This window comes from Fonticella tunisiensis, from assembly GCF_004364155.1.
GTDB classification, from domain to species: domain Bacteria; phylum Bacillota; class Clostridia; order Clostridiales; family Caloramatoraceae; genus Fonticella; species Fonticella tunisiensis.
This window is the reverse complement of sequence record NZ_SOAZ01000011.1, coordinates 58,752-84,315: the sequence shown is the minus strand read 5'-3', so window position 1 is coordinate 84,315 and position 25,564 is coordinate 58,752. Positions and strand designations below refer to the sequence as shown.

General features: G+C 37.9%; 32 protein-coding genes. 15 read left to right on the top strand and 17 right to left on the bottom strand.

Going from position 1 to position 25,564, the window contains the following annotated elements; translation table 11 throughout:
- Window positions 1-251 precede the first annotated feature (251 nt).
- Window positions 252-596, top strand: coding sequence for a DUF2680 domain-containing protein (locus EDD71_RS08240; protein WP_133628255.1), 345 nt, complete (start codon window positions 252-254; stop codon window positions 594-596).
- 270 nt (window positions 597-866) lie between these two features.
- On the opposite strand, the gene EDD71_RS08235 is transcribed toward EDD71_RS08240, so the two are convergent.
- The 5 genes from EDD71_RS08235 to EDD71_RS08220 form a co-directional block, all read right to left on the bottom strand.
- Window positions 867-1,172: a DUF5661 family protein gene (locus EDD71_RS08235; RefSeq protein WP_207669314.1), complete on the bottom strand. Its 306-nt coding sequence runs from the start codon at window positions 1,170-1,172 to the stop codon at window positions 867-869.
- A 402-nt stretch (window positions 1,173-1,574) separates the two neighbouring features.
- Entirely contained in the window at window positions 1,575-2,600 is a 1,026-nt protein-coding gene (gene citC, locus EDD71_RS08230) for a [citrate (pro-3S)-lyase] ligase (RefSeq protein WP_133628254.1), read from the bottom strand.
- A gap of 112 nt (window positions 2,601-2,712) precedes the next feature.
- Window positions 2,713-2,793 (bottom strand): hypothetical protein, encoded by an 81-nt coding sequence (locus EDD71_RS15735; RefSeq protein ID WP_341472334.1) that lies wholly within the window; start codon window positions 2,791-2,793, stop codon window positions 2,713-2,715.
- A complete protein-coding gene (locus EDD71_RS15730; protein ID WP_243116425.1) occupies window positions 2,774-2,923 on the bottom strand; it encodes a hypothetical protein in 150 nt (49 codons plus the stop codon). The genes EDD71_RS15735 and EDD71_RS15730 overlap by 20 nt, the downstream gene beginning before the upstream one ends.
- A 354-nt stretch (window positions 2,924-3,277) precedes the next feature.
- Window positions 3,278-3,868 (bottom strand): hypothetical protein, encoded by a 591-nt coding sequence (locus EDD71_RS08220; RefSeq protein ID WP_133628253.1) that lies wholly within the window; start codon window positions 3,866-3,868, stop codon window positions 3,278-3,280.
- A gap of 198 nt (window positions 3,869-4,066) precedes the next feature.
- Here EDD71_RS08220 and EDD71_RS08215 point away from each other — a divergent pair, with 198 nt between their 5' ends.
- The gene (locus EDD71_RS08215; RefSeq protein ID WP_166636399.1) at window positions 4,067-5,005 is read left to right on the top strand and encodes a CPBP family intramembrane glutamic endopeptidase; all 939 of its coding nucleotides are present in this window, start codon (window positions 4,067-4,069) and stop codon (window positions 5,003-5,005) included.
- Window positions 5,006-5,136: 131 nt separating this feature from the next.
- On the opposite strand, the gene ltrA is transcribed toward EDD71_RS08215, so the two are convergent.
- Both ltrA and EDD71_RS08200 read right to left on the bottom strand, forming a co-directional pair.
- A complete protein-coding gene (gene ltrA, locus EDD71_RS08210) occupies window positions 5,137-6,546 on the bottom strand; it encodes a group II intron reverse transcriptase/maturase (protein ID WP_133628251.1) in 1,410 nt (469 codons plus the stop codon).
- Between the two features lie 458 nt (window positions 6,547-7,004).
- On the bottom strand, window positions 7,005-7,631 hold the full coding sequence (locus EDD71_RS08200) for a radical SAM protein (protein WP_133628250.1): 627 nt from the start codon (window positions 7,629-7,631) through the stop codon (window positions 7,005-7,007).
- Window positions 7,632-7,776: 145 nt separating this feature from the next.
- On the opposite strand from EDD71_RS08200, the gene EDD71_RS08195 reads away from it, so the two are divergent.
- On the top strand, window positions 7,777-8,058 hold the full coding sequence (locus tag EDD71_RS08195) for a LysO family transporter (protein ID WP_133628249.1): 282 nt from the start codon (window positions 7,777-7,779) through the stop codon (window positions 8,056-8,058).
- Window positions 8,055-8,657, top strand: a complete 603-nt coding sequence (locus EDD71_RS08190) for a LysO family transporter (protein ID WP_133628248.1) — start codon at window positions 8,055-8,057, stop codon at window positions 8,655-8,657. Before EDD71_RS08195 ends, EDD71_RS08190 begins: the two co-directional genes overlap by 4 nt.
- Window positions 8,658-8,673: 16 nt before the next feature.
- Here EDD71_RS08190 and EDD71_RS08185 read toward each other — a convergent pair whose 3' ends face one another.
- Entirely contained in the window at window positions 8,674-9,267 is a 594-nt protein-coding gene (locus EDD71_RS08185) for a hypothetical protein (RefSeq protein ID WP_133628247.1), read from the bottom strand.
- A gap of 99 nt (window positions 9,268-9,366) precedes the next feature.
- Window positions 9,367-9,930, bottom strand: coding sequence for a TetR/AcrR family transcriptional regulator (locus EDD71_RS08180; RefSeq protein WP_166636398.1), 564 nt, complete (start codon window positions 9,928-9,930; stop codon window positions 9,367-9,369).
- Between the two features lie 214 nt (window positions 9,931-10,144).
- Between EDD71_RS08180 and EDD71_RS08175 the strand changes: the two genes are divergently transcribed.
- From EDD71_RS08175 to EDD71_RS08125, 11 genes are all read left to right on the top strand, one after another.
- Window positions 10,145-10,468, top strand: coding sequence for a hypothetical protein (locus EDD71_RS08175; protein WP_133628245.1), 324 nt, complete (start codon window positions 10,145-10,147; stop codon window positions 10,466-10,468).
- A 39-nt stretch (window positions 10,469-10,507) separates the two neighbouring features.
- A complete protein-coding gene (locus EDD71_RS08170) occupies window positions 10,508-10,768 on the top strand; it encodes a hypothetical protein (RefSeq protein ID WP_133628244.1) in 261 nt (86 codons plus the stop codon).
- Between the two features lie 459 nt (window positions 10,769-11,227).
- Complete coding sequence (locus EDD71_RS08165) at window positions 11,228-11,650, top strand: hypothetical protein (RefSeq protein ID WP_133628243.1); 423 nt, start codon at window positions 11,228-11,230, stop codon at window positions 11,648-11,650.
- Window positions 11,651-12,077: 427 nt separating this feature from the next.
- A complete protein-coding gene (locus tag EDD71_RS08160; RefSeq protein WP_133628242.1) occupies window positions 12,078-12,314 on the top strand; it encodes a hypothetical protein in 237 nt (78 codons plus the stop codon).
- 145 nt (window positions 12,315-12,459) lie between these two features.
- Window positions 12,460-12,702 (top strand): hypothetical protein, encoded by a 243-nt coding sequence (locus EDD71_RS08155; protein ID WP_133628241.1) that lies wholly within the window; start codon window positions 12,460-12,462, stop codon window positions 12,700-12,702.
- 86 nt (window positions 12,703-12,788) lie between these two features.
- Window positions 12,789-13,067 (top strand): hypothetical protein, encoded by a 279-nt coding sequence (locus EDD71_RS15530; RefSeq protein ID WP_207669312.1) that lies wholly within the window; start codon window positions 12,789-12,791, stop codon window positions 13,065-13,067.
- 28 nt (window positions 13,068-13,095) lie between these two features.
- Window positions 13,096-13,341 carry a hypothetical protein gene (locus tag EDD71_RS08145; protein WP_133628240.1) on the top strand — a complete coding sequence of 82 codons (246 nt, stop codon included), beginning with the start codon at window positions 13,096-13,098 and terminating at the stop codon, window positions 13,339-13,341.
- A gap of 91 nt (window positions 13,342-13,432) precedes the next feature.
- On the top strand, window positions 13,433-13,681 hold the full coding sequence (locus EDD71_RS08140) for a hypothetical protein (protein WP_133628239.1): 249 nt from the start codon (window positions 13,433-13,435) through the stop codon (window positions 13,679-13,681).
- Between the two features lie 71 nt (window positions 13,682-13,752).
- Entirely contained in the window at window positions 13,753-13,956 is a 204-nt protein-coding gene (locus EDD71_RS08135) for a hypothetical protein (protein WP_133628238.1), read from the top strand.
- 59 nt (window positions 13,957-14,015) lie between these two features.
- Window positions 14,016-14,513, top strand: coding sequence for a hypothetical protein (locus tag EDD71_RS08130; RefSeq protein ID WP_133628237.1), 498 nt, complete (start codon window positions 14,016-14,018; stop codon window positions 14,511-14,513).
- A gap of 434 nt (window positions 14,514-14,947) precedes the next feature.
- Complete coding sequence (locus EDD71_RS08125; RefSeq protein ID WP_166636397.1) at window positions 14,948-15,244, top strand: hypothetical protein; 297 nt, start codon at window positions 14,948-14,950, stop codon at window positions 15,242-15,244.
- Window positions 15,245-15,299: 55 nt separating this feature from the next.
- Here EDD71_RS08125 and EDD71_RS08120 read toward each other — a convergent pair whose 3' ends face one another.
- The 8 genes from EDD71_RS08120 to tig all read right to left on the bottom strand — a co-directional run bounded on the left by EDD71_RS08120 (window position 15,300) and on the right by tig (window position 25,457).
- The gene (locus EDD71_RS08120; RefSeq protein ID WP_133628235.1) at window positions 15,300-16,151 is read right to left on the bottom strand and encodes a DMT family transporter; all 852 of its coding nucleotides are present in this window, start codon (window positions 16,149-16,151) and stop codon (window positions 15,300-15,302) included.
- 17 nt (window positions 16,152-16,168) lie between these two features.
- The gene (locus EDD71_RS08115; protein ID WP_133628234.1) at window positions 16,169-16,915 is read right to left on the bottom strand and encodes a CPBP family intramembrane glutamic endopeptidase; all 747 of its coding nucleotides are present in this window, start codon (window positions 16,913-16,915) and stop codon (window positions 16,169-16,171) included.
- A 368-nt stretch (window positions 16,916-17,283) separates the two neighbouring features.
- Complete coding sequence (yihA, locus tag EDD71_RS08110) at window positions 17,284-17,898, bottom strand: ribosome biogenesis GTP-binding protein YihA/YsxC (protein ID WP_133628233.1); 615 nt, start codon at window positions 17,896-17,898, stop codon at window positions 17,284-17,286.
- A complete protein-coding gene (gene lon, locus EDD71_RS08105) occupies window positions 17,895-20,222 on the bottom strand; it encodes an endopeptidase La (protein WP_133628232.1) in 2,328 nt (775 codons plus the stop codon). Before lon ends, yihA begins: the two co-directional genes overlap by 4 nt.
- A 193-nt stretch (window positions 20,223-20,415) precedes the next feature.
- The gene (gene lonB / locus EDD71_RS08100) at window positions 20,416-22,101 is read right to left on the bottom strand and encodes an ATP-dependent protease LonB (RefSeq protein WP_133628231.1); all 1,686 of its coding nucleotides are present in this window, start codon (window positions 22,099-22,101) and stop codon (window positions 20,416-20,418) included.
- A 98-nt stretch (window positions 22,102-22,199) separates the two neighbouring features.
- The gene (clpX, locus tag EDD71_RS08095; protein WP_133628230.1) at window positions 22,200-23,501 is read right to left on the bottom strand and encodes an ATP-dependent protease ATP-binding subunit ClpX; all 1,302 of its coding nucleotides are present in this window, start codon (window positions 23,499-23,501) and stop codon (window positions 22,200-22,202) included.
- Window positions 23,502-23,523: 22 nt separating this feature from the next.
- Window positions 23,524-24,108, bottom strand: coding sequence for an ATP-dependent Clp endopeptidase proteolytic subunit ClpP (gene clpP / locus EDD71_RS08090; protein WP_133628229.1), 585 nt, complete (start codon window positions 24,106-24,108; stop codon window positions 23,524-23,526).
- Window positions 24,109-24,164: 56 nt separating this feature from the next.
- Window positions 24,165-25,457: a trigger factor gene (gene tig, locus EDD71_RS08085; protein WP_133628228.1), complete on the bottom strand. Its 1,293-nt coding sequence runs from the start codon at window positions 25,455-25,457 to the stop codon at window positions 24,165-24,167.
- Between the last annotated feature and the right edge of the window lie 107 nt (window positions 25,458-25,564).

The following is a 25,564-nucleotide window of genomic DNA, read 5'->3' as shown; positions in this document are numbered from 1 at the left end:
CAATTCCTCCTTATATTATAATATCTTTTTAAAAATTAAAAAATATACTTAATCATTCTAGGACTCTTCTTTTTGCATGCTCATCTTCAAAACATCCATAAAAGCATCATACATATTCATCCTTTCTCATCTTTACCCTTATTATAACTGCGAATTATGAAGGAAGTGTGAAGAAAATTCTCCATATTTGCTCCACAATCTCCCCATATAATAAAACCATGATAAAAATAAGTTAATAGGGAGGAGTTTATATGAAAAAATCTTTAAAGGTTATCGCTTCTTCAGCCCTGCTTCTAATTATATTCTCTGGCTTCGCCCTTGCAGCAGGTATCGACACCCCTCAATGGTTTAAGGACATGATTAACTTCAAAAAGGAACAGGTGGAACAGGCGGTTAAGGATGGAAGGCTCACACCTGATCAGGCAAAGGCATGGAATGAACATTTTGATTATATGGAAAAGTGGCATAAGGAAAATGGATTTGGACCTGGGACTTGCGCCGGCGGTTTTGGGGGATTTGGCCCTAATGGTCAAAACTTTAAAGGCAGCTTCGGTCCCGGCATGATGGGTGGATTTTACAGCTCACAAAATCAATAATTTGGAGGCAGGCTTCTAATAACTAAGAAACCTGCCTCTAACTTAATCCGTTGTACTATTCTGAAAAGTCCGTTGGAATAAAAGCAGAAAATATATGCAAACTGACGCTGCGATAAAAAATATATTCCAGCCGCTGCTACGCTTCGCAAAGAGGTTCTATGGCACCGGATTCCCACAGCCTAAGAAGGTTCGTGAATCCATTTGACTTATCAGCCCCCAGAGCTCTAGAACCTCCCCCTGCGGTCCAAACCATGTCACTTCATCTTATCTTTACTTTCCATGCTCCAAAACTTCTTCACTTATGCATGCCTCCATTTTAGCAAGCCTTGTATAATAATCTGAAAATTCATTTAAGTGCGCAAGGGCTATTTTCCCTGTAAGTATTGGGTCATCCCCCGTAACGTCCGTTTTAGGGTTCCTCGTTCCATGCTCCAGTTCAACGTCAAGGCCCATCCTGAACTGCTCAACATCAAACTTTGTAAAATCTATTCCCAGTTCCCTTGCAATTTCTATCGCCTCTTCAGTCGTGAAGCTGGCCTTCGGATGATGAGGATGTCTCATGAGATCCTCTTCCATATAGTAATCAATATCCTTAAAATCGTTCTCCTCAGTACTTTCCATTGTATAATTTTCAAATTCATCCTCTTCTTCAGGAATATCATAGGGCTGATTTCTGTAACTAGTATAGTAATGGCACATGGGATTTGTACCTGCACACCAATAGGGACACATGTTATTACACATTTTAACCTCCAGATGAATATGAGTTCAATTTTATTGTATGCATTATAAGATTATATGACATTGGAGTATTTTGTTTTTCAAAGAAATTTATAAGCACTTTTTAATTGATTTTTAAGTTTTTTAAATTCAACTCCTCTTTCATATAAAAATTAGAACTTCCCTGCACAAACATATCAGTGAATGGAATATATTTTTATCGAAGCACCTTTAAAGCCCAAGGCAGCGCTTAGTATTTCATTTTCTCAGCCTATCCATTATATCATTTGCCTCATCTGAAACAAGAAATTCATAGGTTGTCTCAGGTACAAACGACCTTACCTTCTCCATTTCACCATCTTTAATAAGGTTTCTAACCGTAGATGCACTTACAGCAACTCCATCTATCTCAAGCCTTGGTATAAGCCTTACCTCAACTCCATATCCCGGAAGTATCTCATTCAGTGCAGCATTATAACTGTTTGTCATTGGACAGTAGGGTTCAGTTCCCACGTATCTTTTTACAATGTTAAATACAGGGGCAATGTATTTTCCAAATATTCCCGCATCCAACATAGTATATGCTGAAAGCCTTTCATCCTCCCGCTTTAAAAAGTAGGAGGGAAAGGTATTTGAGGATATTATATAATGCCCTCCAGGAACAACATGAACGTTTTTAAGTCCTTCTACTCCTTTTTTTACAAGTTGAAACCTTGCTTTAAATGGAAAAATGGATTTATCCTCCTCAACAACAAACACCACAACCTCATCGTTTTCCTTTGATGCAGTTTCTATGAGGTATCTATGACCCAGTGTAAAGGGATTGCAGTTCATAACAAGGGCAGCCTTTTTTCCATTGCCGAGTCCATTTTTTTTTAACATGCTTTCAACATATCTTTTTACATTTGCCATTCCACCTTCAAGAAGAGAAACTTCCCCTGTTGAATAAACCTCATAATATCCCATTCCCTTGAATATAGTTATGTTTTTAGGCTTTGTGAAAATGAAGGTTTCATATATACCCTTATCGAAAAGAAGGTTTGTAATATGAGTTATTAGCTTTGAAGCAATACCTTCTCCCTGAAGGTCTCCATCTACAGCAAAACATTTTAAAACATTCCCTGAGCTTGAACAGGTGCCGACTATTTCATCGTTGAACTTTGCAACAAAAGTACATTCAATATCGCTATCGAGAATTAAATTAAATTTTTCGAGAAAAGCTTCGACTTGATGTTTTTCATTGCTATCATTCAAATCTATATTCTTAATATCTAAATTATACATATACATAAAACCACCTGTCTAAAATTATTTGGGACGGCCAATCAAGCACTAAAACCTATTTGATTTTCCTCACAACGTCAATAACCGTTCCATCCCTGCACTCAACAACTGCTTAAATCCTATCCTCAAACTCTATCCCCTCAGGCTTTCCTGTCATTTCTTCCGCAATATTTTTAAGCTCCTCTATTGTCATAATCGTCAGATTTGTTCCCTTTAGCTTTTCTTCGAGGTTTATTTCTACTCCACCGTCCTTTGGCTGTACTAATAATGTATATATCGTTTGATTCCATCGTACCTGCCCTTGCAGGCTTTTTTATTTGCATAGTTTTCCCCCCATAGTACTTTATGATTAAGCTTTATATTTATTAAAGAATTCTATAAAGCAGTATGATTTCCTTCATAGTTTTAACATTATGTTAATTTTACTTGTTGTACTACTCTGAAAAGTTCGTTGGAATAAAAGCAGAAAATACCTACAGGTAGGCGCTGCGATAAAAATATATTGCTCTCACAACTACGCTTGCGCACAGAGGTTCTAAGGCTCGGCATAACGAGTTAATTTAAATACATCTTAAACTCCATCGTTATTATAGGTTAACTGACCCTATAGAGATATTATAAATCCTGCATCCCGACATTTCAAAATATTTCGAATTCTACATACGAAAAAAGAGCCTTCAGGCTCCATTAATTCTATGAATATTTGAGCTGTTTCTATGCGCATTATTATATATTGATTGCATTGTATACACTAATTCATTATACCTTTTTGTATACTTTTTAAGTTCATCCTTTATTTCTTCTATCTCAACCTGGCAGCCGGTTATAAAATCTTCCCTATTTATATCATTTATTCTAACGCTAAACACATTTGAGTATCTCTGTCCTGTTAAATTGATCTCGACTGGCCTTCCATTTGCCACTAGGACAATATTCTTAGTCAACATCTTCTTCAGCACTGTATCCCTGTCGTCTATAATCATAAGGGTTTTAACTTCTTCGCCTAAGTGGGCCTCTATGGACTTTATAATGACGAAGTACATGTAATAAGATGCTTCCCTGGGTTTTTTAATGTTTAATATCTCTCTATTTTTGACTATGCTCTCTTCCCATGGAGCATCGAACATAAATTCAACGCTTTCAAAGTCCGCAGTCACAATCCTTTTGGTATTTTCAATTATACCTGCTGCAATGTCATAGTTTAAAAAAGAAACGTTAAAGGTTGTATTGTAGAATTCGTGTCTCTTTGCTGTGATTCTTGCCTTCATATTATCACATCCAATCTAATCACAAACTCAATAAAACGATTATATCAGCCTCAGATAAGTATTACAAATGCAATTGATGGAGAAGCAGAGCATTGCTGTAGGAAATGGTTATAAAATCTTTAATAACTTTTATAGTTTCTATCGTAAATTTAAAACTTATCTCATATATATAAAATGAAGATTTACAGGAGGTGTAGAATGATGCGCATATTTATTAACAAAAACGGAAAGTTAAGATCCGGGTGGAAAATCTGGATCGTTCTTATGGCCAGTATATTTGCTGCCTTTGTTCTTAACTATGTTATAAGCTTTCTATCCCTTTCCCTTATGGTCTCATGGTCTAAGTTTAAAGCCCTTAGCATATCCGAGGATTATGCCATACAGATTGTTTTAAGAAGCCCTGTAAGAAATTATATGTTAGGCCTGGCAGGAAATCTCTCTATAATTGCTGCTGTTGCTGTGGCGCTTAAGCTAATTGATAGGGGGAAATTTAGGGATATTGGGGTTATATTCTCAAGGAAAAGCTTTAAGGAACTTATTTTTGGCCTTCTGCTTGGTATCCTTTCTATGTCAGTTATATTTTTTATACTTCTTAAGATCGATAATATAAGCCTCTCTCATCCTCAGTTTAACTATTATATGTTGTATGGGCTTATAACGTTTATCTTTGTTGGAATCGCTGAAGAAATGTTCAGCAGGGGATACTGCATAATGGTACTTAGGCAGACTCAAATCAAATGGGCTCCCGTCGCAGGTTCATCAATAATATTTACGCTGCTTCATCTTGGAAATCCAAACCTAAAAATTTTGGGCTTAATCAACATATTTTTAACAGGAATTCTGTTTGCACTTATGTACATAAAAACTGAAAGCATATTTATGTCGGCAGGCTTCCATATAACCTGGAATTATTTTCAGGGAAATATATTTGGCTTCCCTGTAAGCGGTGTTGATTCTAAGGGATTTTATGGGGTAAAGATTTTAAAGGACAACCTTTTGACAGGTGGAAGTTTTGGGCCCGAGGCAGGCATTTTAACTACATCCGTTCTTTTGCTTATAATGCTTGCCGTTTGGAAGTTTGGAACTATAATGAAAAAGAAGGAAATTTCAAACAAAATCAGCATTACAGCTCCTTAGTGGATGACAGGGTTAACGAAAGCGATATCCTTGCAACAACTAAATGAAGAAATCGAGTAGGAGCTGAATAATTATTTTATTCAGCGTCCTCTCACACCACCGTACGTACCGGTCTGGTATACGGCGGTTCGTTAGTTTTCATGCATTTTGGAATACTGTGATGTTAGGCTTTTATAACCTAGCTTTTCAAAATATTCGTTAGTTAGAGTTGTTGCTAGGATATGACTGTTTGCTATATGCCAATACCCTTTTCGGGTGTTGGCATATATTTTTGCAAAGTATGGGGTCATTCCTAATCTTATTAGATTCCTTATCCTTGTTCTAACCTTCTTCCATAATTTCCATTCGCACATCCTTAATCTTCTTCTTATCCATCGGTCTAGTTCTTCCATGTGTTTCTTCCCTTTTGCAAGAGAGAAGTAGTTTACCCATCCCGTTGTAATTTGATTAAGTTTCTCAATTCTTTCTTCTGTGCTTATTGGTTTCCTTCGACTAGTTATTTCCCTTATTTTACTCTTGAATTTCTTTATACTTTCTTCCGCTATCCTTATATTAGATTTCCCTCGGATTATATAGTATGAAAATCCAAGAAACTTCCTCTTCCATGGTCTATCAACTGCGCTCTTCTCCTTATTTACCTTTAATTTAACTACCTTTTCAATGTATTCTGTTATGCTTTCTCTAACTCTATTAGCTGCCCTTTTACTCTTAACAAATATATTGCAGTCATCTGCATATCTACAAAATTTATGTCCTCTTCTTTCTAGTTCTTTGTCTAAATCATCAAGTATTATATTTGCTAAAAGTGGGCTTAATGGACCGCCCTGTGGGGTGCCTTCTTCGTTTTTAACCTTTATTCCGTTTAGCATTACTCCGGATTTTAGGTATGCCCTTATTAGTTTTAGTACCCTCTTATCCTTTACCTTCCTTGCTACACGGCTCATTAGTATATCATGGTTTACTTTGTCAAAAAATTTCTCAAGGTCTAAATCTACTACCCATGTATACCCTTCGTTTATATATTCATTAGCTTTCTTTACTGCTTCTTTTGCACTCCTGTTTGGTCTAAATCCATAACTGCTGTTAGAGAAGTCCTTGTCAAATATTAATGTCAATTCTTGTGCTATCGCTTGTTGAATTAACCTGTCAAGCACAGTCGGTATCCCAAGTAGTCGAATTCCTCCATTGGGCTTTGGAATTTCAACTCTTCTAACTGGCTGTGGTTTGTATTTACCTTGTAGTATTGCTAATTTTATTTCTGGCCATTCTTGTATTAGAAAGTCCCGAAGTTCATCGGTTGTCATTCCATCTACTCCATGGCTGCCTTTATTAGCAATTACTCTCTTATACGCTCTTTGCATATTTTCTCTTGAGAGTATTCTCTCCAAGGTTCCGTATTCCTCTGCACTGGTTTCTCCTTCTGGGACTGCCGGAGATACTCTGTGCACTCCTTGTTTACCTTCATGTTCCACATTATTCTCAACAAGGTAGCCTGTATATTCAGTTTTCTGCAGTCTTTGAGTATCTCGCGAAGTCTTCAAAATTAAAACCTCGGAGCGTAAGTCCTTCCCGTGATAACGCGTATCTCACAGTACTATGACCTCTGCTGACTTCTAACAGTTCAGCTATCCATCACTGGGTAGGTTACCATTTAGAAAGTTCATTCTTTTTAATGGTGTATCTGTTAGACCTCCCCGGGTAAGAGCGACCGCCTTCATCCCATGCACTCGCCACATTTACTGCATGAGGTTCGGGTAGTGTTGGACTTTGTTTTGTAATGCAAACTCGTCCGCCTCAAGTCAGCCTCTTATGTGGTTCTTGTTCATCGAGTCGGGACTTTGCCTCCGGCTTCCTTCAGATTCCACCTCACGATGGACACCCTTGCCTTTGGCTAGTGGTTCCCACTACCAAGCCCACAGCGGACTTTCACCGCCAAGCTGTCGCCCATGCCGGGCGCACATTAAAATAGGCTGTCATCGGTATATTGCCATATGACAGCCTATTTCGATTTGTATAACACAACCCTTTCTTTTTCAATGATATTGCGCCTCGAAGGGAGTATATATTCCTCCCTATCCCTACCATGTGCCTCATCAAAGACAATTTCAATACCATTAAATTCATTCTTAAGTTTTTTTATATATTCAAATGTCTTTATGTCTGACTTATCCTTTATATTTCCTGTAACAAACACTGCCTTTAGCTTAACATCAAGGTCCGCGATCCTGGCTCTAATTATTGCTTCTTTTATCGTGTTCATATTTATAAATAATGAGTGGAAATAATCATATTCTATAACAATTCCTGATAGACCATTTCTTTTAAAATCCTGGAGTATATCTGTATATGGCTCCAATCCTCCCCAAAATCCATTAGTAACTATATATTTTTTTGTATTAAGATGTAAAATTTTTTTCATATACTTAAAAACCGTTCCTGAATGTAAAAATGGTTCCCCTCCTTCTATCATTATATAATCCTCAAAACCTCTATTATATTCATCTACAACCCTTTCTTCGAACTCATTTGGACTCATTATTCCCTTTTTTAATGGACTGCATCCATATTTGCAGTGGCTGCACATTATGTTGCAGTTGTATGTAACGACGACTCTTACTCCCTTCATCCCAACACCTCATCCTTATTTTAACATATGTATAATTTTTATACAAATAAGAATTAAATATCCATTTTAAAAGCTTATACCTCCATCCAAAATATATTGTATAATAGGACAAATAATGCAATAATGTTCTGTAGGGGGTGTGCTTATGTGGACTATAATAGTAAGCTTGATAATTGGAATGCTCCTTGGATTGAAAAAAGCTGTTCCAGACAGGGTTATAAAATATAATTCAAGATTTCAGCAGGCAGGAATAATACTCCTTCTATTTTCAATGGGAGCCTCAATTGGTGCAAATAAAGAAATGCTTCTAGATCTTAAAACCATGGGGATAAAGGCCCTGACATTTGCAATGTTTACGACTCTTTTCAGTATATTGCTGGTTTATATCATATCCAGAAGATTTATGGAGGAGGACAGCAGGAAATGACCTATACAATACTCATTGCTTTAATTGCAGGAATACTCAGCGGCAAATTTATACTTCCTCGGGAAATGGTATCAAATCTTGATTCCATTTCCTCCTTTGCCTTAAACCTGCTTATTCTATCAGTTGGAATAGACCTTGGCTCAAACAGAGAGATATTTTATAACCTTAAAAAAATGGGGCTCAGGGTTCTTTTAATTCCATTATCCATAATAGCAGGAAGCCTTATAGGTGGAGTAATATCAGGCCTTATATATAACATGCCCCTAAACCTCGGCCTTGCCATATCCTCCGGCTTTGGCTGGTACAGCCTTTCCGGAGTGATGCTGAAAAACATTGCAGGTCCTAAAGCCGGTACTATAGCTTTTTTAACGAACGTGTTCAGGGAGCTTATCGCCGTTATTGCAATACCCATTATAGCCGATAAACTAAACCATTTATCTGCAATAGCTCCAGCCGGTGCAACCTCAATGGATTCTACCCTGCCAATAATTTCGGAAGCCACTGATAAGGAAACGGCGGTTATATCCTTCATAAACGGTGCATTGCTTTCAGCGCTGGTACCTGTGCTCGTACCTCTAATATACGGCCTAAACAAGTAGAATATACGTGCCTTCTTTACTTTAAAAAATTTAGTGATTTTACTATTTTTTCTATTTTGTCAACATCGGAATACAGAACAAAATACCTCTGGGCCCTGCCGTCGATTATGACAGGCTCAGGGTATTTAACTATAAAGGCTGCCTGTTCTTTAAATTTTTCATTTTGATCGTAGGACGGAATAATAAATATTCCCCCTGTATTGTTTATCTCTACGCTGTACATATGGGGGCTTTCGCCATATGGCTTCTCTTTTTTTTGTACCATCTCCACCGCAATCGTATCCATATCAATGTTGTTTCCTTCTATTGTATCTATCTTGAAGAATCCATGCTTGCCTTCATAGGCAGTTGGCACTCCACTTTTATCCCTTGATTCCTCCTTTTCCTGCCAGTTTTTAGGATACATAAATGAAACTTTATAAACCCTATTAACATACTCTGCTTTATCCTCTTCTTTAATCATGTCCTTTACAATTTTTAATGTATTAGCTGCATCGACATATTCAGCGTCCTGAGATGGCTCATGTTTATCAACAATTCTCCTGTAGCCCAGCGCAAAAATTACAATAAAGATAATTAAAAGCAGAATAATAATTATCTTTTTTCTCATAACTTTACACCCCATCTTAAAATACTGTATAAAGATAGGATGTGAAGAAACAGGAATAGAAATACATAAAAACAATAAATAACCTGCCATTAAGATAGGTTATTTTCCTATTCCACCCATTATAAAATCCACAAAGGTATCTGCTAAATCCTTTACATTTTTTTCTCTGTGCATAAGACTGTAAATAATAGTTGATATCATAACTCCAAAGAAATTAAATGCAATTATCTCCATATTTTTATCCTTTATATACTTCTCGTCGGCTGCCTCTGTAAGATATTTTTCAATCAATTTGAAATATCCGGCTAAAACATCCCTTAATTGATTTTGCCTTTCCTCGTTTCCCCACATCTGACTGAGTATGGTTTTAAAGAACTCCACATGTTTTGTAACAAGTTCAATATGCACATAACATATTGTCCTTAGCTTTTCCACGGGATCTTCGAGATGCTCTGTCCTATCCAGTATTTCTTCTTCTATTATTCTTGTTCCTTCATCAATTATGAACTTAAATATTTCCTCCTTACTTTTAAAATGGTAATACAAAGTTCCCTTTGCAACGCCTGCTGATTCGGCTATTTCATCCACTGTTGTTTTATGAAATCCCTTCTGTGAAAAAGATTTTATAGCAGCATCAAAGATAAGCTTTTTCGTTTTATTCACATTTTTCACCTCTTTAAAACCCCCTTTATTTGATTATTGCATAAACTTATAGTTTATACAACTTGGTGCAAATGGTTAGATGATATAGACATGATATAATTTGACAATTTTATTCCTATTTTCTGTAACCATTTTTGTTTTCAGCGAATACATTATTATTAGATATAGTTAGACACTCTTCGACAGAACCATATACAGTAAAGGAGGTGTTTATATGAATTTAGGAGCTCTTTTTCCAGGGCTTGGCGTTCCTCCACAAAATGTCCCTCCAAAATCAAACAATTTAATAATAATAATCCTGGTTTTAATTATTATACTAATCTTTGGAAACACATCCCTTAAAATTGGAGGTTACGGCTTTTTAAACTACCCTTATCCTCTAAAAATAATTGAAAAAAAGCATCACAAACGCCACAGCAAAAGATGCAGGCCAATTTATCCACCTGTATGGGGACCAGGGTTTTCAATACTTCCTCTGATACTACTCATCGTTTTGATAATACTCCTGATTCCCCGAAGCCCGCGTATTGCCGGGTAGTTTAAAATAAAAGTTTAAACCTGTAAAGGAGGTTTTATAATGTCAAGGAGACATAAGGACTATGTAGGTTATGGTTATCCGAACATTTATATAATCATAATTCTTATTCTTATTGTACTTCAGTGGTTTAGAGTAGGCTGCTTGGGCACTGCCGGAGCAGCAGCTCCTGGAGCTCTGCCTGAATCAGGCCTTATTAGTAATGGAGGTCTATTTATAATCACTCTGTTCATTCTTATTGCATGCAGCTGCCTTAGACCAATGCATGAGCGCCACCATAGACATCATCGCTGCGGCTGCTAGAGTCAAAAAGGGCGGCATAGCTAAAATTGCAGAATGCTGCCCTATAGCTACTTATAAAAACCCCTTTCCTGAAACCCTATAGGTTCCATTGAAGATCCCTTATTTTAATTCTTACTTTAAAACCCTTATTTATCACATATCCCTTAAACTCAGGAAAGCGGGGTGGTGTTATGAATTATTTAGGCCTGCTGCCTTTATTCACTCGATTATCAAGAAGAAATCTCATAATTGTGCTTATTATAGCCTTCCTCATTATATTTGTTTATGGTAATAGACGAATTGCGCTTCCTTCATACTTTAGAAGATTTCCTATATACTATAACCTCTACGCCTTTAATAAAAACAACTTCATCTTTGTCGTCCTGGTTATAGCACTGATATTGATTATAGGAAAATGCTGTTAAATAACAGGGATGGATTGATTTCCCTCCCCTACATATTTATAAACGAGGTGATACTATGGGACATCACTATAAGAAAAAAGATCATAATACTTCCATTTCTGAAGTTGATTTAAATTCTCAATCTCAAACCTTAAATAACATAACACCATCAGATTTGTCGAAGGTTATGAAGAATATAGACATTAATAAGATAATATCTATGATGTCAAATGCTTTTCTTCCACTCTATAATGCTGAGGAAAATAAATCATCAAATTCTGAAGACATAATAAGTCAACATCCTTCCCTATCTTCTGATATCACCAAACAAACACAGTATAGTCCACTCTCTCCATGTGATCCTTCAATAGTAATTTTAAATTCACTAAAACCTTTCCTCCCGGAGGACAAGTGCAGGATAATTGATGGAATGCTACATGCCCTGGGGATAAAGTCAGTAATCGATACATTTCTTTCTGGCAGCAAAGCTTCAAACTAGCTCCGCATGAAACAAAGTTCACCAAAAGATTATGAAAATAGTTTCTAGATTAACTTGTTGTACTAGTTCAGGAGTTGAGCGAAGATAAAAAATATATGAAATTCACATAAAGCGGGCAATTAGAAGTTCTTGGCGAAGGGATGCAGATAAATCCTGAAAGTTTCGTGACTTTAGCAAAGCCTGTTTAAAAGCTAAAAATAGCACATCATATAAAGTTAGAACTAATTCTAATAGGTTTTTCAAAACAATAATTTAACATAACTTATAAAAAGGGATATATATCCCTTTTTTTGTAACCATCCTATCCTAAATGAATAAATTATTATTAGGAATCTAATGACAATTTTCGACTTTTTATTGCCTTTATGTGACAGAACGCATCATAAAATGCTAAATTACTTCTTTAGCTTGAAGAGGAGGTGTTTATATGGGATATGGATATACCTATCCTGATCTATATGCCATAATCATTCTCATCCTTATAGTTTTACAGTGGATGGGTACACCTACCACTGATCCCAACAATCTGGTAAACAATGGAGGCCTCTTTATAATTACACTATTTAGCATTGTTGCATGCATATGTACCAGATATCAGATACCATACAGATATATGCCATATAGATATATGCCCTACAGAAGAATGTACTATCTTTACTACTAAAATTACTACAAAAAATCTAAAAAAATGCTCTAGAAGTTAAACGTTATGTAACCTATCCTATACTATCAGAATACACTGTATTAGGAGATAATTTTACAAAATTCGATTATCTTCAACAGAAAAAACTTAAAGGAGGTAAAACAGTATGTATGGATTTAATGGAAGCTTTCTCTGGGCCATAATAATCCTTATCCTCATCGTTCTCCAGTGGTTTAGAGTTGGATGTGTCGGCGGTGTAGCTGGTGTTCCTGGAGCTGAACCTGGATTAATGGCTAACGGCGGATTGTTTATAATAGCCCTCTTCATCCTCATTGCCTGTTCTTGCTTTAACCACTATCCAGTAGTCAGAGGATATTGCGCATATGGTAGAGGTGGTTATGGATATTAGTAATTTCCAGGGAGGTTATCCTCTCTTCCCTCTAATAGTTAATGATAAATTTTCCTACCCACCCAGATTGTATTGGAGGTGAAATTATGAATTTAGGTGCATTATTCCCTGGCGCTGCCCCTGCTGCCGCTCCTGCATCTACAGGCTTTGGATGGTCCTGGTTAATATGGTTGATAATAATCATCATAATACTATTATTTAGTAGATTTGGATTTGGCGCCTACGGATTCTTTGGATATCCAACTTCCGGATATGGAGGATATGGTTATCCAGGATATGGCATGTTCGGTTATGGAGGCTGGTCATGGCTGTTTATCATTCTTATAATAATTCTGATCCTGTGTCTCTGGAAGTTCTGTGTATAAGTATATAAGTTATAAAGGAGGTTGTGCTATGTACGGGTTTGGTGGTAATTCTCTCTGGGTTATAGTAATCCTTATTCTCATCGTTCTTCAGTGGTTTAGAGTTGGCTGGGGCGGTGGCGTAGCCGGGGCTCCTGGTGGTGGTCCTGAGTTTGGATTAATGGCTAACGGAGGATTATTTATAATTGCCCTCTTCATTCTCATTGCCTGTGCTTGCTTTAGGCATTTCCCAATTGGAATGGGAGCAGCTCCTATGGCTTGCCCAAGATGCTATTAATAAACACATGATGTACAAATGATTAATAATTCTTAAGTTTTTAAAATCAATTATATTAGTTTTAGATTTATTTTATAAAGGAGGTTGTACTATGTACGGATTTAGCAGTAACTTTCTCTGGGCTATAATAATCCTTATTCTCATAGTTCTCCAGTGGTTTAGAGTTGGCTGGGGCGGTGGCGTAGCTGGTGCTCCTGGTGGTGGTCCTGAGTTTGGATTAATGGCTAACGGAGGATTATTTATAATTGCCCTCTTCATCCTCATTGCCTGTGCTTGCTTTAGGCATTTCCCAATGGGTATAGGCCCAGCTCCTGTAGCCGGTGCTAGATACTCCTGCTAATAGATAGGGGGCCTACCCCTATCTATATCTAAATAGATAATAGAAGGGATTCCTTGAAAGGAGGATTTTATATGTACGGATTTGGTAGCAACTCTCTCTGGGCTATAATAATCCTTATCCTTATCGTTCTCCAGTGGTTCAGAGTTGGCTGTAGCGGTGGCGTAGCCGGGGCTCCTGGTGGTGGTCCTGAGTATGGATTAATGTCTAACGGTGGATTGTTTATAATCACATTGTTCATCCTTGTTGCCTGCAGCTGCTTCAGAGGATACTATTAATCGGGGACCCCATTGAGGCCCTGGGGGCCCCTTACATAAATATTAAGGGCGGTGATAAAATGCAAAACAACCAAACTCCTGCAATACCAGGTTTTGATCTTAATGCGATGGGAAAGCTCCTTGGAGGTATGAATTTATCATCACTAGCCAGTGCACTTAATGGCATTAATATAAACCAGTTAATTCCTCTAATACCAATGGTTACGAAAATGTTTGGAAATGCTTCGTCGGGCCCTGCTGCAAACCCCGGATATCAATCATCAAACCCCGGTATTTTTCCTCAGCCCTACGGCCAGGTTCAAAATCCTGGTGTTCCATCACCTTTTCTTCCAATACCTGAACCCTATTTACAGGATCCAAGGTTTGTTGTTTTAAATACCATGAAGCCACTCCTACCTCCGGACAAAATTAGAATCGTAGATTCTATAATGGGTATACTTGCAGTTATATTAACAATCAACTCTGTACTTCCACATAAACCAGCCCCTGTGGTAGCTCCTCAAGCTTCATCTACTCCTGCACCACCAGTTATAACTCCAAGTCCTCCAACAGCATAAAAGAGCTACCGCAGGGTAACTCTTTTTTAGCGCAAATATATTTGTAACCTTTTGGTTGAAACAGGAATAAAATATTATTAAGCATCCATATTTCGACATTAAATATTTTAATAAATGAGGTGAGACTATGTTACAGGAGGATATATGCCCTAACCCTGCGCTTACCATCCCATGTGACCATAAAAAACATCATAAACATCACAAGCACCATAAGCATCACCATGATCATAAGGAAATGCATCTGGTGTATATATCTCCGAGCAATATATTTTTCATAGTTTTATTAATAGCTTTGATACTTCTCATAAAAAAACGCGGCCCCGCTGCATGCTGATTTGAGAGCATAATGCTTTTTAAAGGAAACACCAAAGTATGGTAAATATAAGACATATAGGTGCAAGGTATGGGCCACAGAGCCCATGCTATACATACTTTTGAAAGGAGTTGAAATAATGGGACGCCATGACAGGAATAATCAGCCTCAACCAATAGACTTTAATGCCCTTGGACAACTTAATTTTGCACAATTATTCCAAATATTAGGTTCAATGGATATAAACCAGCTCATGGCTATGTTGTCACAGGTAAAGATAGACCCAAACGATCCAAACAACTTACTTAAGGAGGATGATCCAAGAATAGGACTTTTATATTCTTTAAAGCCATTTCTCCCACCAGAAAATGCATATATAATTGACGAAATCGTTAAGGGGCTTACTGGAAAAAAATAATAAATCCCCATTATAGAGTAAGCAGTTATATTCCTTTATATAACTGCTGCTTATTTTATTGTGAACTGAACTCGACTGCTATCATGCCTAAAAGTATGAGCATTGCCCCCAGCGCCATTTTAACTGTCATTGCCTCCCCTAAAAAAAGTGCAGCAATTATTATGGAGAATACCGGCTCTCCCAGGAATATAACCGCCGCATGGCTTGCAGTAGTATATTTTTGCATCTCCATCTGAACCCAGTATGCAAGCGCTGAACAGAAAATCGCTGTAAAAAGTATTGAAAAGACTGAGGTTGGGGTAACAACAACCTTAAATCCCTCAAAGAAGATTCCAAGTATACCTGAAAAAAGAGCGACTACAACCATCTCTGTAACAGTAAGTGCGAGTGAATCAAATTTTGCACCATATTTATCAACAAAAATTATTTGAAATGCAAAAAAAACGCTGGAGAAGAGGGTTAAAATATCTCCACCGTTTATTCCTGTATTGTTGTTTAAAGTTAAAAGTCCAAGCCCTAATAACGAAGCTAATATACCAGCTGCTGCTTTGAAACCAGGCAGTTTTTTATATAATACCGCCATAATTACCGGAACAAATATAACTGCAAGTCCGGTTATAAACCCTGATTTAGATGCCGTTGTATACTGAAGGCCCAGTATTTGAAAAATACTGCCACATGCCAGGGCTAATCCTATTAAAAATCCATATTTTAAAGTTTCTAGGTTTAAATTTCTTATTCTGTTTCTAAAAAACAGAATAAGCACTAATGACCCCAAAAAATATCTTATGGCTAAAAAAGTATAGGGAGGTATATCCTTTATACCTTCCTTCATAAGAGTAAAACTGGCTCCCCATACTATAGTTATTCCAAGAAGTGATAAATCAGCTTTTGTTTGTCGTTTCAAATATATCCCTCCGAAAGCTATGTCAAATTAAAGCCGCTAAATCTTACAAGCAGTGCCATAACCACAGACGTAAGATTGAATATGAAATGGCTTAAAACCGCCGCCCTGTAGCCTTCCCTTTCATATAGATAACAATTAAAAAGTCCTACTGAAAAAATGGCTGCGGAGCTTGCAAGGTTAAAGTGAAGCACTGTAAACATAATACTTGTTAAAATTGCCGATAGAACCCTGCCGATTTTCATAGCAAAGCCCCTGTATAAAATGTGCCTGAATACAAACTCCTCAAGGACCGGTGCAATAACCACTGCAAGAATTGATAAAAGAATTACAGAAATAATATCCTCATTCATAAATTGATTGGATATCTCCTGTTCTTTGACTGCAAATCCAAGCTTTTGTAGTTCATATACAAAATACATTGTTATTATAAGCGTTGCTATTTTAAAGAGAATGGAATACCAAATCACCTTCTTCTTTCTCCCGCTTAAACTTCTAAGATAGTAGTTTATCTCATTATTATCATTATTTTTCTTTGCAAGATGTATGGTTATAAGCACCAGTATAAAGGGAATAATAGTCTGTGTAAACTGAGAGAGAAGAAGCCCGAAGGTACAAATAAAGGTATATCCTAACGTCATCAAAACCGTTAAAAAAGCAGGAATTCGTTTTTTAAGCTGTCCAAGCATTGCAAACCAGGGAGGCATTATTAAAAATATTATAAAAGCAATTAGCTTTATCATATCCACATAGCTAATATCCTTCATAAAAATTCTCCTTCATAAGCTATATAATGCATTGTGCCAGTTTGGCTTTTTAAGCAGGCTGCGATAAAAATATATTACTCTCACAACTACGCTTGCGCACAGAGGTTCTAAAGCTCGGGGCAGCTGACAAGCCAAGTAAGCTTTTAAAACTTGCTTAGCTCAAACACCACGAACTCTACTTCAGCTTATCAGTTGCCCACCCGCTAAGAACCTCTAGTTGCTCGCTAAAATAGTTCGTTTCATATATTTTTTTATCACAGCTTATAAAAAAGGAACTATCACAACAACTTAATATAAAAAAATTATATCACACAATACAGTCTACTATCAAAATTAAAAAATTATTAAAAGACTAAAAGCCTAAGCTCTTAGTCCTTTGTGATAGATTTCTGCCCTTCTATCAGGCAGTATTTCTCAATAATATTCCACAGCTCCTCCCTTCCCTGCTTCGTCTCTGAAGAGAAGGGAATGAGTATATCGTCTAAAGCCATATTCAGACTCTTTCTTATTAAAGGAAGGTTTTTATTTATCTGGTTCTTTGAAAGCTTATCTGATTTCGTAGCAGCAACAACCATTTTAGAACCGGTAGCTTTCATCCACTCAAACATAAGCTTATCATCCCCTGTTGGCTCATGCCTTATATCCACCAGAAGAATAACAAGTTTAAGCTCCTGCCTCTTATTTAAATATTCTTCTATGATTTTCCCCCATTTCTTCTTTTCCTCCATAGATACCTTTGCGTATCCATAACCGGGGAGATCCACAAGGTAAAGAGCATCGTTTATATTATAAAAGTTAATGGTTCTTGTTTTCCCCGGAGTACTGCTTATCCTTGCAAGGGACTTTCTATTTACAAGGGAGTTTATAAGGGATGATTTACCCACATTTGATCTTCCTGCAAAGGCTACCTCAGGATAACCCGCTAAGGGATACTGAGAAGGGTCTACAGCAACTTTTTCAAGCTCTGCTTTTCTTATTATCATGACTCCTCCCCCTTTAATGCAACCTCTAGAACCTCTTCAACTCTGTCCACAAATATAAACTTGATTTTCTTCTTAACGTTTTCAGGTATTTTATCTATATCCTTCTTATTGTCTGAAGGAAGTATCACTACTTTTATCCCAGCTCTGTATGCTGCAAGGGACTTTTCCTTTACTCCACCTATAGGAAGCACTCTTCCAGTAAGAGTAATCTCTCCAGTCATGGCTATATCGCTTCTGACGGGCTTTTTAGAAAGGGCTGAAACCATGGATGTTATCATTGTAACTCCAGCTGATGGACCATCCTTTGGAACCGCCCCCTCGGGAACATGAATATGGATGTCCGTATTTTTATAGAATTCCTCATCAATCCCAAATTCCTTTGCATGGGCCCTTACAAAGCTGTAACCAGCCCTTGCAGATTCCTTCATAACATCGCCAAGCTTACCTGTAAGTTCAAGCCTTCCACTTCCGCTCATAGGGACAGCTTCAACTGGAAGGGTGTCACCACCGTAGGCAGTCCATGCAAGGCCCATAACCACACCTATCTGATCCCTGTTGGCCCTTTCTTCATATTTAAACCTTGGTGCTCCAAGATACTTTTGAAGGTTTTGCTGTGTAATTTTAACCCTCTTATCAGGATTTTCAGCAACCTCTATGGCAACCTTTCTACACAGGGCACCAATTCTTCTTTCAAGGTTTCTTACACCTGATTCTCTAGTATAAAGGTTTATAATATCCTTTATAGCTTTTTCTGATACTGTAAGATTTTCCTCCTTTAACCCATTTTCCTTAATTTGCCTTGGAATAAGATATCTGCTGCATATGCGTGCCTTTTCTTCATCGGTATATCCGGAAAGCTCTATAACCTCCATCCTGTCCAATAGAGGCCTTGGAATAGTATCGAGTGTGTTTGCAGTTGTTATAAAGAGTACCTTTGAAAGATCAAAGGGAAGTTCAAGGTAGTGATCCCTGAAGGTGCTATTTTGCTCTGCATCAAGCACCTCAAGGAGTGCATCTGCAGGGTCACCTTTAAAATCTGAACTCATCTTGTCTATTTCATCAAGCAGAAAAACGGGGTTTTTAGAACCGGCCTGCTTCATACCATATAAAATTCTTCCAGGGATTGCACCTATATATGTTTTTCTGTGTCCTCTTATCTCTGCTTCGTCCCTTACTCCACCAAGGGACATTCTCACAAACTTTCTATTCATTGCATTTGCTATTGAACGGGCAATTGAGGTTTTGCCCACACCTGGAGGTCCAACAAGGCATAGAATAGGCCCCTTCATATTCTTATTTAGTTTTCTTACCGCAAGATATTCAAGTATTCTTTCCTTTACATCCTCCAGGCCATAATGTTCTTTTTCAAGCACTTCTCTTACTTTATTGATGTCATCAACATCCTTTGTTTCTTTGCTCCATGGAAGATCCACAACCCAATCAAGGTATGTCCTTATAACTCCGCTTTCAGGCGATGCAGTACCGAGCTTTTCAAGCCTTGAAAGCTCATATAACGCTTTATCCTTGGCCTCCTTTGGAAGCTTTGCCTTCTCTATTTTCTTTTTATAGCTTTCAATCTCAGCCTGCATGCCATCCTTATCCCCAAGCTCCTCCTGTATAACCTTGAGCTGTTCTCTCAGGTAATACTCCTTTTGCATCTTGTCTATCTTTCTCTTAACCTTTGCTCCTATTTTTCTTTCTATCTTCAATATATCTATTTCATTTGAAATTATGGATAGCAGCTTGCTAAGCCTTTCAACAGGATCTACTGCCTCTAATAGCTCCTGCCTCTTATCCTGCTTTAATAACAGGTATGAAGTTATAACATCCGCAAGCTTTCCTGGCTCATCTATACCCTCAAGGGTCATAAGAACATCGGGAGAAATTGAATTGTTCTGCTCCATATATTCTTCAAAAAGCTTCACGGCCTGCCTCATATAGGCTTCTACTTCCGGCGTCTTATCTACTTCCCTCTCACTATGTATGTTCACCCTGGCTTGAAAGAAAGGGTCTTCCTGCACAATCTCCAAAAGCTCTGCCCTGTGAACCCCCTCAACCAGAACTCTTATTGTATCCCCTGGAAGCTTTAAAATCTGCTTTATCTTGGAAACAGTACCTACCTTATAAAGTTCATCCTGTCCAGGGTTTTCAATTCTTGGATCTATTTGGGTAATAAGAAAAATGGTCTGGTCCTTTACCATTGCCTCCTCAAGGGCAAGTATAGACTTTGCCCTTCCTACATCAAAGTGTAAAACCATATGGGGGAAAATCGTTATTCCCCTCAGAGGTAAAAGGGGAAGTATGCTGTTGTTTAATTCATTCATCTATATCATCTCCTTCTATAGAGATCTTTTCTTTTTTGAGAAGACTTATAATATTATACCTTATAATATAAAAACTTTTCAACTTATAAGAAAATTACACATCAATGCTTATTATTTAGTCTTTCCTAATACCGCGAAACAGTATACCAATTATATATTGTTTCTAAACAAAAATAGGGAGCATAACTCCCTATCAAGATACTCCCTCTGCTGAAAGCACATCTACATTTGACTTTACGTCGTTAGTGAAGTTCGCTGATTTTCTGTTGTCAAACATAAGGGCTTCTTTTATTACCTCTTCAATTCTTTCAACGGGAACTATTTTTATATCATAGTCCTTAAAGGTTTCCTGCCAGTTGTCCTTTGGAATGATTACCTTTTCTGCTCCTGCCTTTTTAGCCGCCTCTATCTTTGCAAGAACCCCTCCTATTGGCTTTACAAAGCCCCTTATTGAGATTTCTCCAGTCATAGCTACTTTATTGTTAACGGGTATTCCGGTTATTGCACTGTATACTGCAGTTGTTATTGTAATTCCTGCTGAGGGGCCGTCTATTGGAACACCTCCGGGAAAGTTAATATGTATATCATACTTTCTCGGATCGGCCTTTAAATACTTTCTTATTACAGCTATTACGTTATCAACTGAACCCCTTGAGGTGCTCTTTCTCTTAAACTTTCTTCCATAGGAACCTGTTTCCTCCTCTTCAACTATACCCACAACGGTGACCCTTCCGTTACCATCTTCAGAGGGGATGGCTGTAACCTCAACTTCAATGAGAGTTCCCATATTTGGTCCATAGACCGCAAGGCCATTTGCATATCCAACCTGCGGCTCCGAATCGATTTTCTTCTCAGGGCGCGGATTATAATGTCCACTCTCAATTACCCATTCAACGTCCTCAAGTGTTATGTTTTTTCGCTTTTCGTTTATGGCAATTCCGCCAGCTATCTGCACGATGTTTACCGCTTCTCTTCCATTTGTAGCATATTTGCTGACCTGATGGGCTGCATCATCGGATATTAAAAAACCTCCCTTTTTGGCTGCATTCTTAGCTATAAGCTCAACTTCATCAGGCATTAAACTTCTAAAAAATATTTCAACACATCGTGAGCGTATTGCCGGAGGAATATCCTCTGGATTCTTTGTTGTGGCACCTACCAGCCTGAAATCTGCAGGAAGACCGTTTTCGAATATGTCCTTTATATGAGTTGGTATATTGGGATCCTCAGAGCTGAAGTAAACGCTATCCAGCATAACCTTTCTATCCTCCAAAACCTTTAAGAGCTTATTCATCTGAATTGGATGAAGCTCTCCTATTTCGTCAAGGAATAAAATTCCTCCATGGGCCTTTGTTACTGCACCTGGCTTTGGCTGTGGTATTCCTGCAATGCCCAGCTGTCCTGCCCCCTGATATATCGGGTCATGCACAGAACCTATTAAGGGATCGGCAATTCCCCTGTCATCAAACCTGACCGTTGTAGCATCAACCTCAACGAATTTAGCACTGCTCTTAAAGGGAGACATGGGGTTCATCTTTGCCTCCTCCAGGACAAGCCTTGCAGCTGCAGTTTTTCCAACCCCAGGCGGGCCATATATTATGACATGCTGTGGATTCGGGCCGCAAAGTGCAGCTTTAAGTGCTTTTATGCCTCTCTCCTGGCCAATTATTTCCTCAAAGGTAGAGGGCCTCGTTTTTTCAGAAAGCGGCTCCGAAAGCCTTGTATCCCTCATCCTTTGAAGCTTATCCAGCTCCTTTCTGCTTTCCTTTTCAATATATATCTTTGTGCTCTGCTGGCCCTTCAGGAGATTATAAAAGTATAGGCCAATTATGGCTGTAAAAATAAGATTAACAATGACTAATATCTGACTACCATACATCAAGAAACCCTCCCTTCTTATACATGCTTAGTATGCAACTTATCATGGAATAATATACAAAAAAAGAAAAAAAACCCTATGATTTAATCATAGGGTTTTTATGATACTATTTCGCTTTTAATCTGTCCTTTTCTAACTCCTGATGCTTTTTTATTTCCCTTTCTGCCCTTTTCTCCTAAAACAAGGTTAGGTGGCTGCTTCTTAGTAACCGTTTCTTCAGTAACGATACAGCTTGTAACATCATCCCTTGAGGGTATATCGAACATAACCTCAAGCATGAGTTCCTCCATTATTGCCCTTAAACCTCTAGCACCAGTCTTTCTCTTGAGGGCCTCATCGGCTATTCTCTCAAGGGCCTCCTTCTCAAACTCCAGCTCAACTCCATCCATTTCAAATAGCCTCTTGTACTGCTTTACAAGTGCATTCCTGGGTTCGGTTAAAATTCTAATGAGTGCTTCCCTGTCAAGGGAGTTGAGGGTTACAACTATTGGAACTCTACCAACAAATTCAGGTATTAGACCGAATTTTAGCAGATCTTCAGGAAGTATATCCTTTAATATTTCTCCCACATCTCTATCATCTTTGCTTTTTATCTCTGCCCCAAAGCCCATTGAGCTTTGATGGGTTCTCTTCTGTATTATCTTTTCAATGCCATCAAAGGCTCCTCCACATATAAAGAGTATGTTGGTCGTATCTATTTGAATAAACTCCTGATGGGGATGCTTTCTTCCTCCTTGAGGAGGAACGCTTGCTACAGTTCCTTCAAGTATCTTTAAAAGGGCCTGCTGAACTCCTTCACCAGAAACGTCCCTCGTAATGGATGGGTTTTCTGACTTTCTAGCAATCTTATCAATTTCATCTATATAAACAATACCCTTCTCTGCTCTTTCAATGTCATAATCAGCATTTTGTATAAGCTTTAAAAGTATATTTTCAACATCCTCACCTACATAACCTGCTTCAGTTAAAGTCGTGGCATCCGCTATTGCAAATGGAACATTTAAAAACTTTGCAAGCGTCTGTGCAAGGAGTGTTTTTCCAGAGCCAGTAGGTCCTAGAAGAAGGATATTGCTCTTTTGTAGTTCAACATCATCGTTTTTCATCTTGGGAGCGTTTATTCTCTTGTAGTGGTTATAAACCGCAACGGCAAGGGATTTCTTAGCTTCATCCTGGCCTATTACATACTGATCCAGGAACTCCTTTATTTCCCTTGGCTTTGGTAGATCCGTCAATTCCACATCCTGATCCACTTCAAGCTCCTCTGTAATTATTTCGGAGCAGAGCTCAATACATTCATCACATATATATACCCCAGGACCAGCTATAAGCCTTCTAACCTGATCCTGGCTTTTACCGCAGAAAGAACACTTTAGCTGCTTCTTGTCTTCAAGTTTCGACATCTTCACACCCCTCAATTATCACTTAACTCTTTTTGGTGATTACGTCGTCAATAAGCCCATAGGCCTTTGCTTCCTCAGCTGACATCCAATTATCTCTATCCGTATCCTTTTCAATCTTTTCTATTGACTGACCTGTTCTTTCACTCAATATTTCGTTAATCTTTTTCTTTAATTTCAATATGTGTTCAGCCTGAATGGCTATATCAGTTGCCTGGCCCCTTGCTCCCCCTAGAGGCTGATGTATCATGATTTCCGCATTTGGAAGTGCAAACCTCTTTCCCTTTGCACCTGCTGCAAGAAGGAAAGCTCCCATGGAAGCGGCCATGCCTACACATATTGTTGATACATCAGGCTTTATATACTGCATTGTATCGTATATTGCAAACCCTGCTGATATTGAACCGCCAGGGCTGTTTATATAAAGATATATATCCTTATCAGGATCCTCTGATTCAAGGAATAAAAGCTGCGCTACAACAAGGCTCGCAGTTACATCGTTAACTTCTTCTCCAAGGAAAACTATTCTTTCCTTCAAAAGTCTCGAATAAATATCGTAAGATCTTTCACCCCTGCTCGTTTGTTCAACAACTATAGGTACCAAGCTCATATTTATCCCTCCTATCTAAACTTTAGAACAATTGCCATGTTTATCTGGCAATTGTTCTATTCTAATTCCCTGCTTTCATTAACAAGGAATTCAATAACCTTATTATTTACAAGTTCCTCTTTAATTATAGCCTTTTCAGTTCTAAGTATTGCTTCCTTCATCTTTTCAATATCTTCATTTCCATAATATTTTGCAAGCTCTTCCGCTCTCTTTTCTATTTCTTCATCGGTTACATCTATATTTTCAGCCTTTGCTATGGCTTCAAGCACAAGGTTTGTCTTAACCCTTGTCGTTGCAACCTCTCTGTAGTCATTCTTTAAAGTATCCATTGTTATACCCATTATTTCAAGGTATTTATCAACTGTAAGCCCCTGATATTGAAGCCTGTAATCAAGATCCCTTATCATATAATCTATTTCCCTGTTTATCATAGCCTCAGGAATATCAACCTTCGCAAGTTCAACAACCTTCTTAACAACTTCATCTTCATAATCCTTCTTAGCCCTTTGCTTGTTTGATTCTTCCTGATGCTTTCTTATGTCAGCTCTGAGCTCTTCAAGGGTATCGAATTCCGAAACGTCCTTTGCAAACTCGTCATCTAGCTCTGGAAGCTCCTTAACCTTTATGGATTTTATTGTAACCTTAAATAGTGCCTGCTTACCCTTTAGCTCCTCTACGTGATAATCTTCAGGGAATGAAACGTTGACATCAACTGTTTCTCCAATCTTTGCCCCAACAAGCTGATCCTCAAATCCTGGTATGAAAGTTCCTGAACCTATCTTAAGCTCGTAGTTCTCTCCCTTGCCACCTTCAAAGGGAACTCCGTCTATAAATCCTTCAAAGTCAATAACAGCTATATCATCCTTTTCAACTGTTCCTTCTTCCTTAGTTATTATTCTGGCATTTCTATCCCTCATTGAGTTAAGCTGTGCCTCTACATCCTCATCCGTTACAGGATACTCTATCTTCTTCACTTCAATACCTTTATACTGTCCAAGCTCAACCTCAGGCTTTACGGTAATCTTGGCTGTATATGTAAGATCCACTTCTTTTCCTACCTGAGCTATATCAATTTCAGGATAGTCAACTGGTATAATGTTGTTTTCCTTTAACGCCTCTGGATAGGTTTTATCAATAAGCTCATTTATTGCATCTTCAAAGAAAACACCTTCTCCGTAATATCTTTCAATTATCTGCATTGGTGCTTTTCCTTTTCTAAATCCGGGGATGTTGAATCTTCCCACATTCTTTTTGTATGACCTCTGAAGAGCTTCTCTAAACTTTTCTACAGGTACCGTTACTTCAAGCTTTACAATGTTTTTTTCTATTTTTTCTACCTTAGTATTCATTTGTGTTCCTCCTATCTATTTACTCCGGGCAACCCACATAGCCCTAATATACCATTAAAAGATAATATTGGCAGTTTGGAATTATTCTATAACATTGTAATAATATC

Excerpts from the sequence above, each read along its gene's own strand:
- EDD71_RS08240 (WP_133628255.1), top strand. The coding sequence starts at position 252 with ATGAAAAAATCTTTAAAGGTTATCGCTTCTTCAGCCCTGCTTCTAATT.
- EDD71_RS08235 (WP_207669314.1), bottom strand. The coding sequence starts at position 1,172 with ATGGAAGAGGATCTCATGAGACATCCTCATCATCCGAAGGCCAGCTTC.
- citC (WP_133628254.1), bottom strand. The coding sequence starts at position 2,600 with ATGTATAATTTAGATATTAAGAATATAGATTTGAATGATAGCAATGAA.
- EDD71_RS15735 (WP_341472334.1), bottom strand. The coding sequence starts at position 2,793 with ATGACAATAGAGGAGCTTAAAAATATTGCGGAAGAAATGACAGGAAAG.
- EDD71_RS15730 (WP_243116425.1), bottom strand. The coding sequence starts at position 2,923 with ATGCAAATAAAAAAGCCTGCAAGGGCAGGTACGATGGAATCAAACGAT.
- EDD71_RS08220 (WP_133628253.1), bottom strand. The coding sequence starts at position 3,868 with ATGAAGGCAAGAATCACAGCAAAGAGACACGAATTCTACAATACAACC.
- EDD71_RS08215 (WP_166636399.1), top strand. The coding sequence starts at position 4,067 with ATGATGCGCATATTTATTAACAAAAACGGAAAGTTAAGATCCGGGTGG.
- EDD71_RS08200 (WP_133628250.1), bottom strand. The coding sequence starts at position 7,631 with ATGAAGGGAGTAAGAGTCGTCGTTACATACAACTGCAACATAATGTGC.
- EDD71_RS08195 (WP_133628249.1), top strand. The coding sequence starts at position 7,777 with ATGTGGACTATAATAGTAAGCTTGATAATTGGAATGCTCCTTGGATTG.
- EDD71_RS08190 (WP_133628248.1), top strand. The coding sequence starts at position 8,055 with ATGACCTATACAATACTCATTGCTTTAATTGCAGGAATACTCAGCGGC.
- EDD71_RS08185 (WP_133628247.1), bottom strand. The coding sequence starts at position 9,267 with ATGAGAAAAAAGATAATTATTATTCTGCTTTTAATTATCTTTATTGTA.
- EDD71_RS08175 (WP_133628245.1), top strand. The coding sequence starts at position 10,145 with ATGAATTTAGGAGCTCTTTTTCCAGGGCTTGGCGTTCCTCCACAAAAT.
- EDD71_RS08170 (WP_133628244.1), top strand. The coding sequence starts at position 10,508 with ATGTCAAGGAGACATAAGGACTATGTAGGTTATGGTTATCCGAACATT.
- EDD71_RS08165 (WP_133628243.1), top strand. The coding sequence starts at position 11,228 with ATGGGACATCACTATAAGAAAAAAGATCATAATACTTCCATTTCTGAA.
- EDD71_RS08160 (WP_133628242.1), top strand. The coding sequence starts at position 12,078 with ATGGGATATGGATATACCTATCCTGATCTATATGCCATAATCATTCTC.
- EDD71_RS08155 (WP_133628241.1), top strand. The coding sequence starts at position 12,460 with ATGTATGGATTTAATGGAAGCTTTCTCTGGGCCATAATAATCCTTATC.
- EDD71_RS15530 (WP_207669312.1), top strand. The coding sequence starts at position 12,789 with ATGAATTTAGGTGCATTATTCCCTGGCGCTGCCCCTGCTGCCGCTCCT.
- EDD71_RS08145 (WP_133628240.1), top strand. The coding sequence starts at position 13,096 with ATGTACGGGTTTGGTGGTAATTCTCTCTGGGTTATAGTAATCCTTATT.
- EDD71_RS08140 (WP_133628239.1), top strand. The coding sequence starts at position 13,433 with ATGTACGGATTTAGCAGTAACTTTCTCTGGGCTATAATAATCCTTATT.
- EDD71_RS08135 (WP_133628238.1), top strand. The coding sequence starts at position 13,753 with ATGTACGGATTTGGTAGCAACTCTCTCTGGGCTATAATAATCCTTATC.
- EDD71_RS08130 (WP_133628237.1), top strand. The coding sequence starts at position 14,016 with ATGCAAAACAACCAAACTCCTGCAATACCAGGTTTTGATCTTAATGCG.
- EDD71_RS08115 (WP_133628234.1), bottom strand. The coding sequence starts at position 16,915 with ATGAAGGATATTAGCTATGTGGATATGATAAAGCTAATTGCTTTTATA.
- yihA (WP_133628233.1), bottom strand. The coding sequence starts at position 17,898 with ATGATAATAAGAAAAGCAGAGCTTGAAAAAGTTGCTGTAGACCCTTCT.
- lon (WP_133628232.1), bottom strand. The coding sequence starts at position 20,222 with ATGAATGAATTAAACAACAGCATACTTCCCCTTTTACCTCTGAGGGGA.
- lonB (WP_133628231.1), bottom strand. The coding sequence starts at position 22,101 with ATGTATGGTAGTCAGATATTAGTCATTGTTAATCTTATTTTTACAGCC.
- clpX (WP_133628230.1), bottom strand. The coding sequence starts at position 23,501 with ATGTCGAAACTTGAAGACAAGAAGCAGCTAAAGTGTTCTTTCTGCGGT.
- clpP (WP_133628229.1), bottom strand. The coding sequence starts at position 24,108 with ATGAGCTTGGTACCTATAGTTGTTGAACAAACGAGCAGGGGTGAAAGA.
- tig (WP_133628228.1), bottom strand. The coding sequence starts at position 25,457 with ATGAATACTAAGGTAGAAAAAATAGAAAAAAACATTGTAAAGCTTGAA.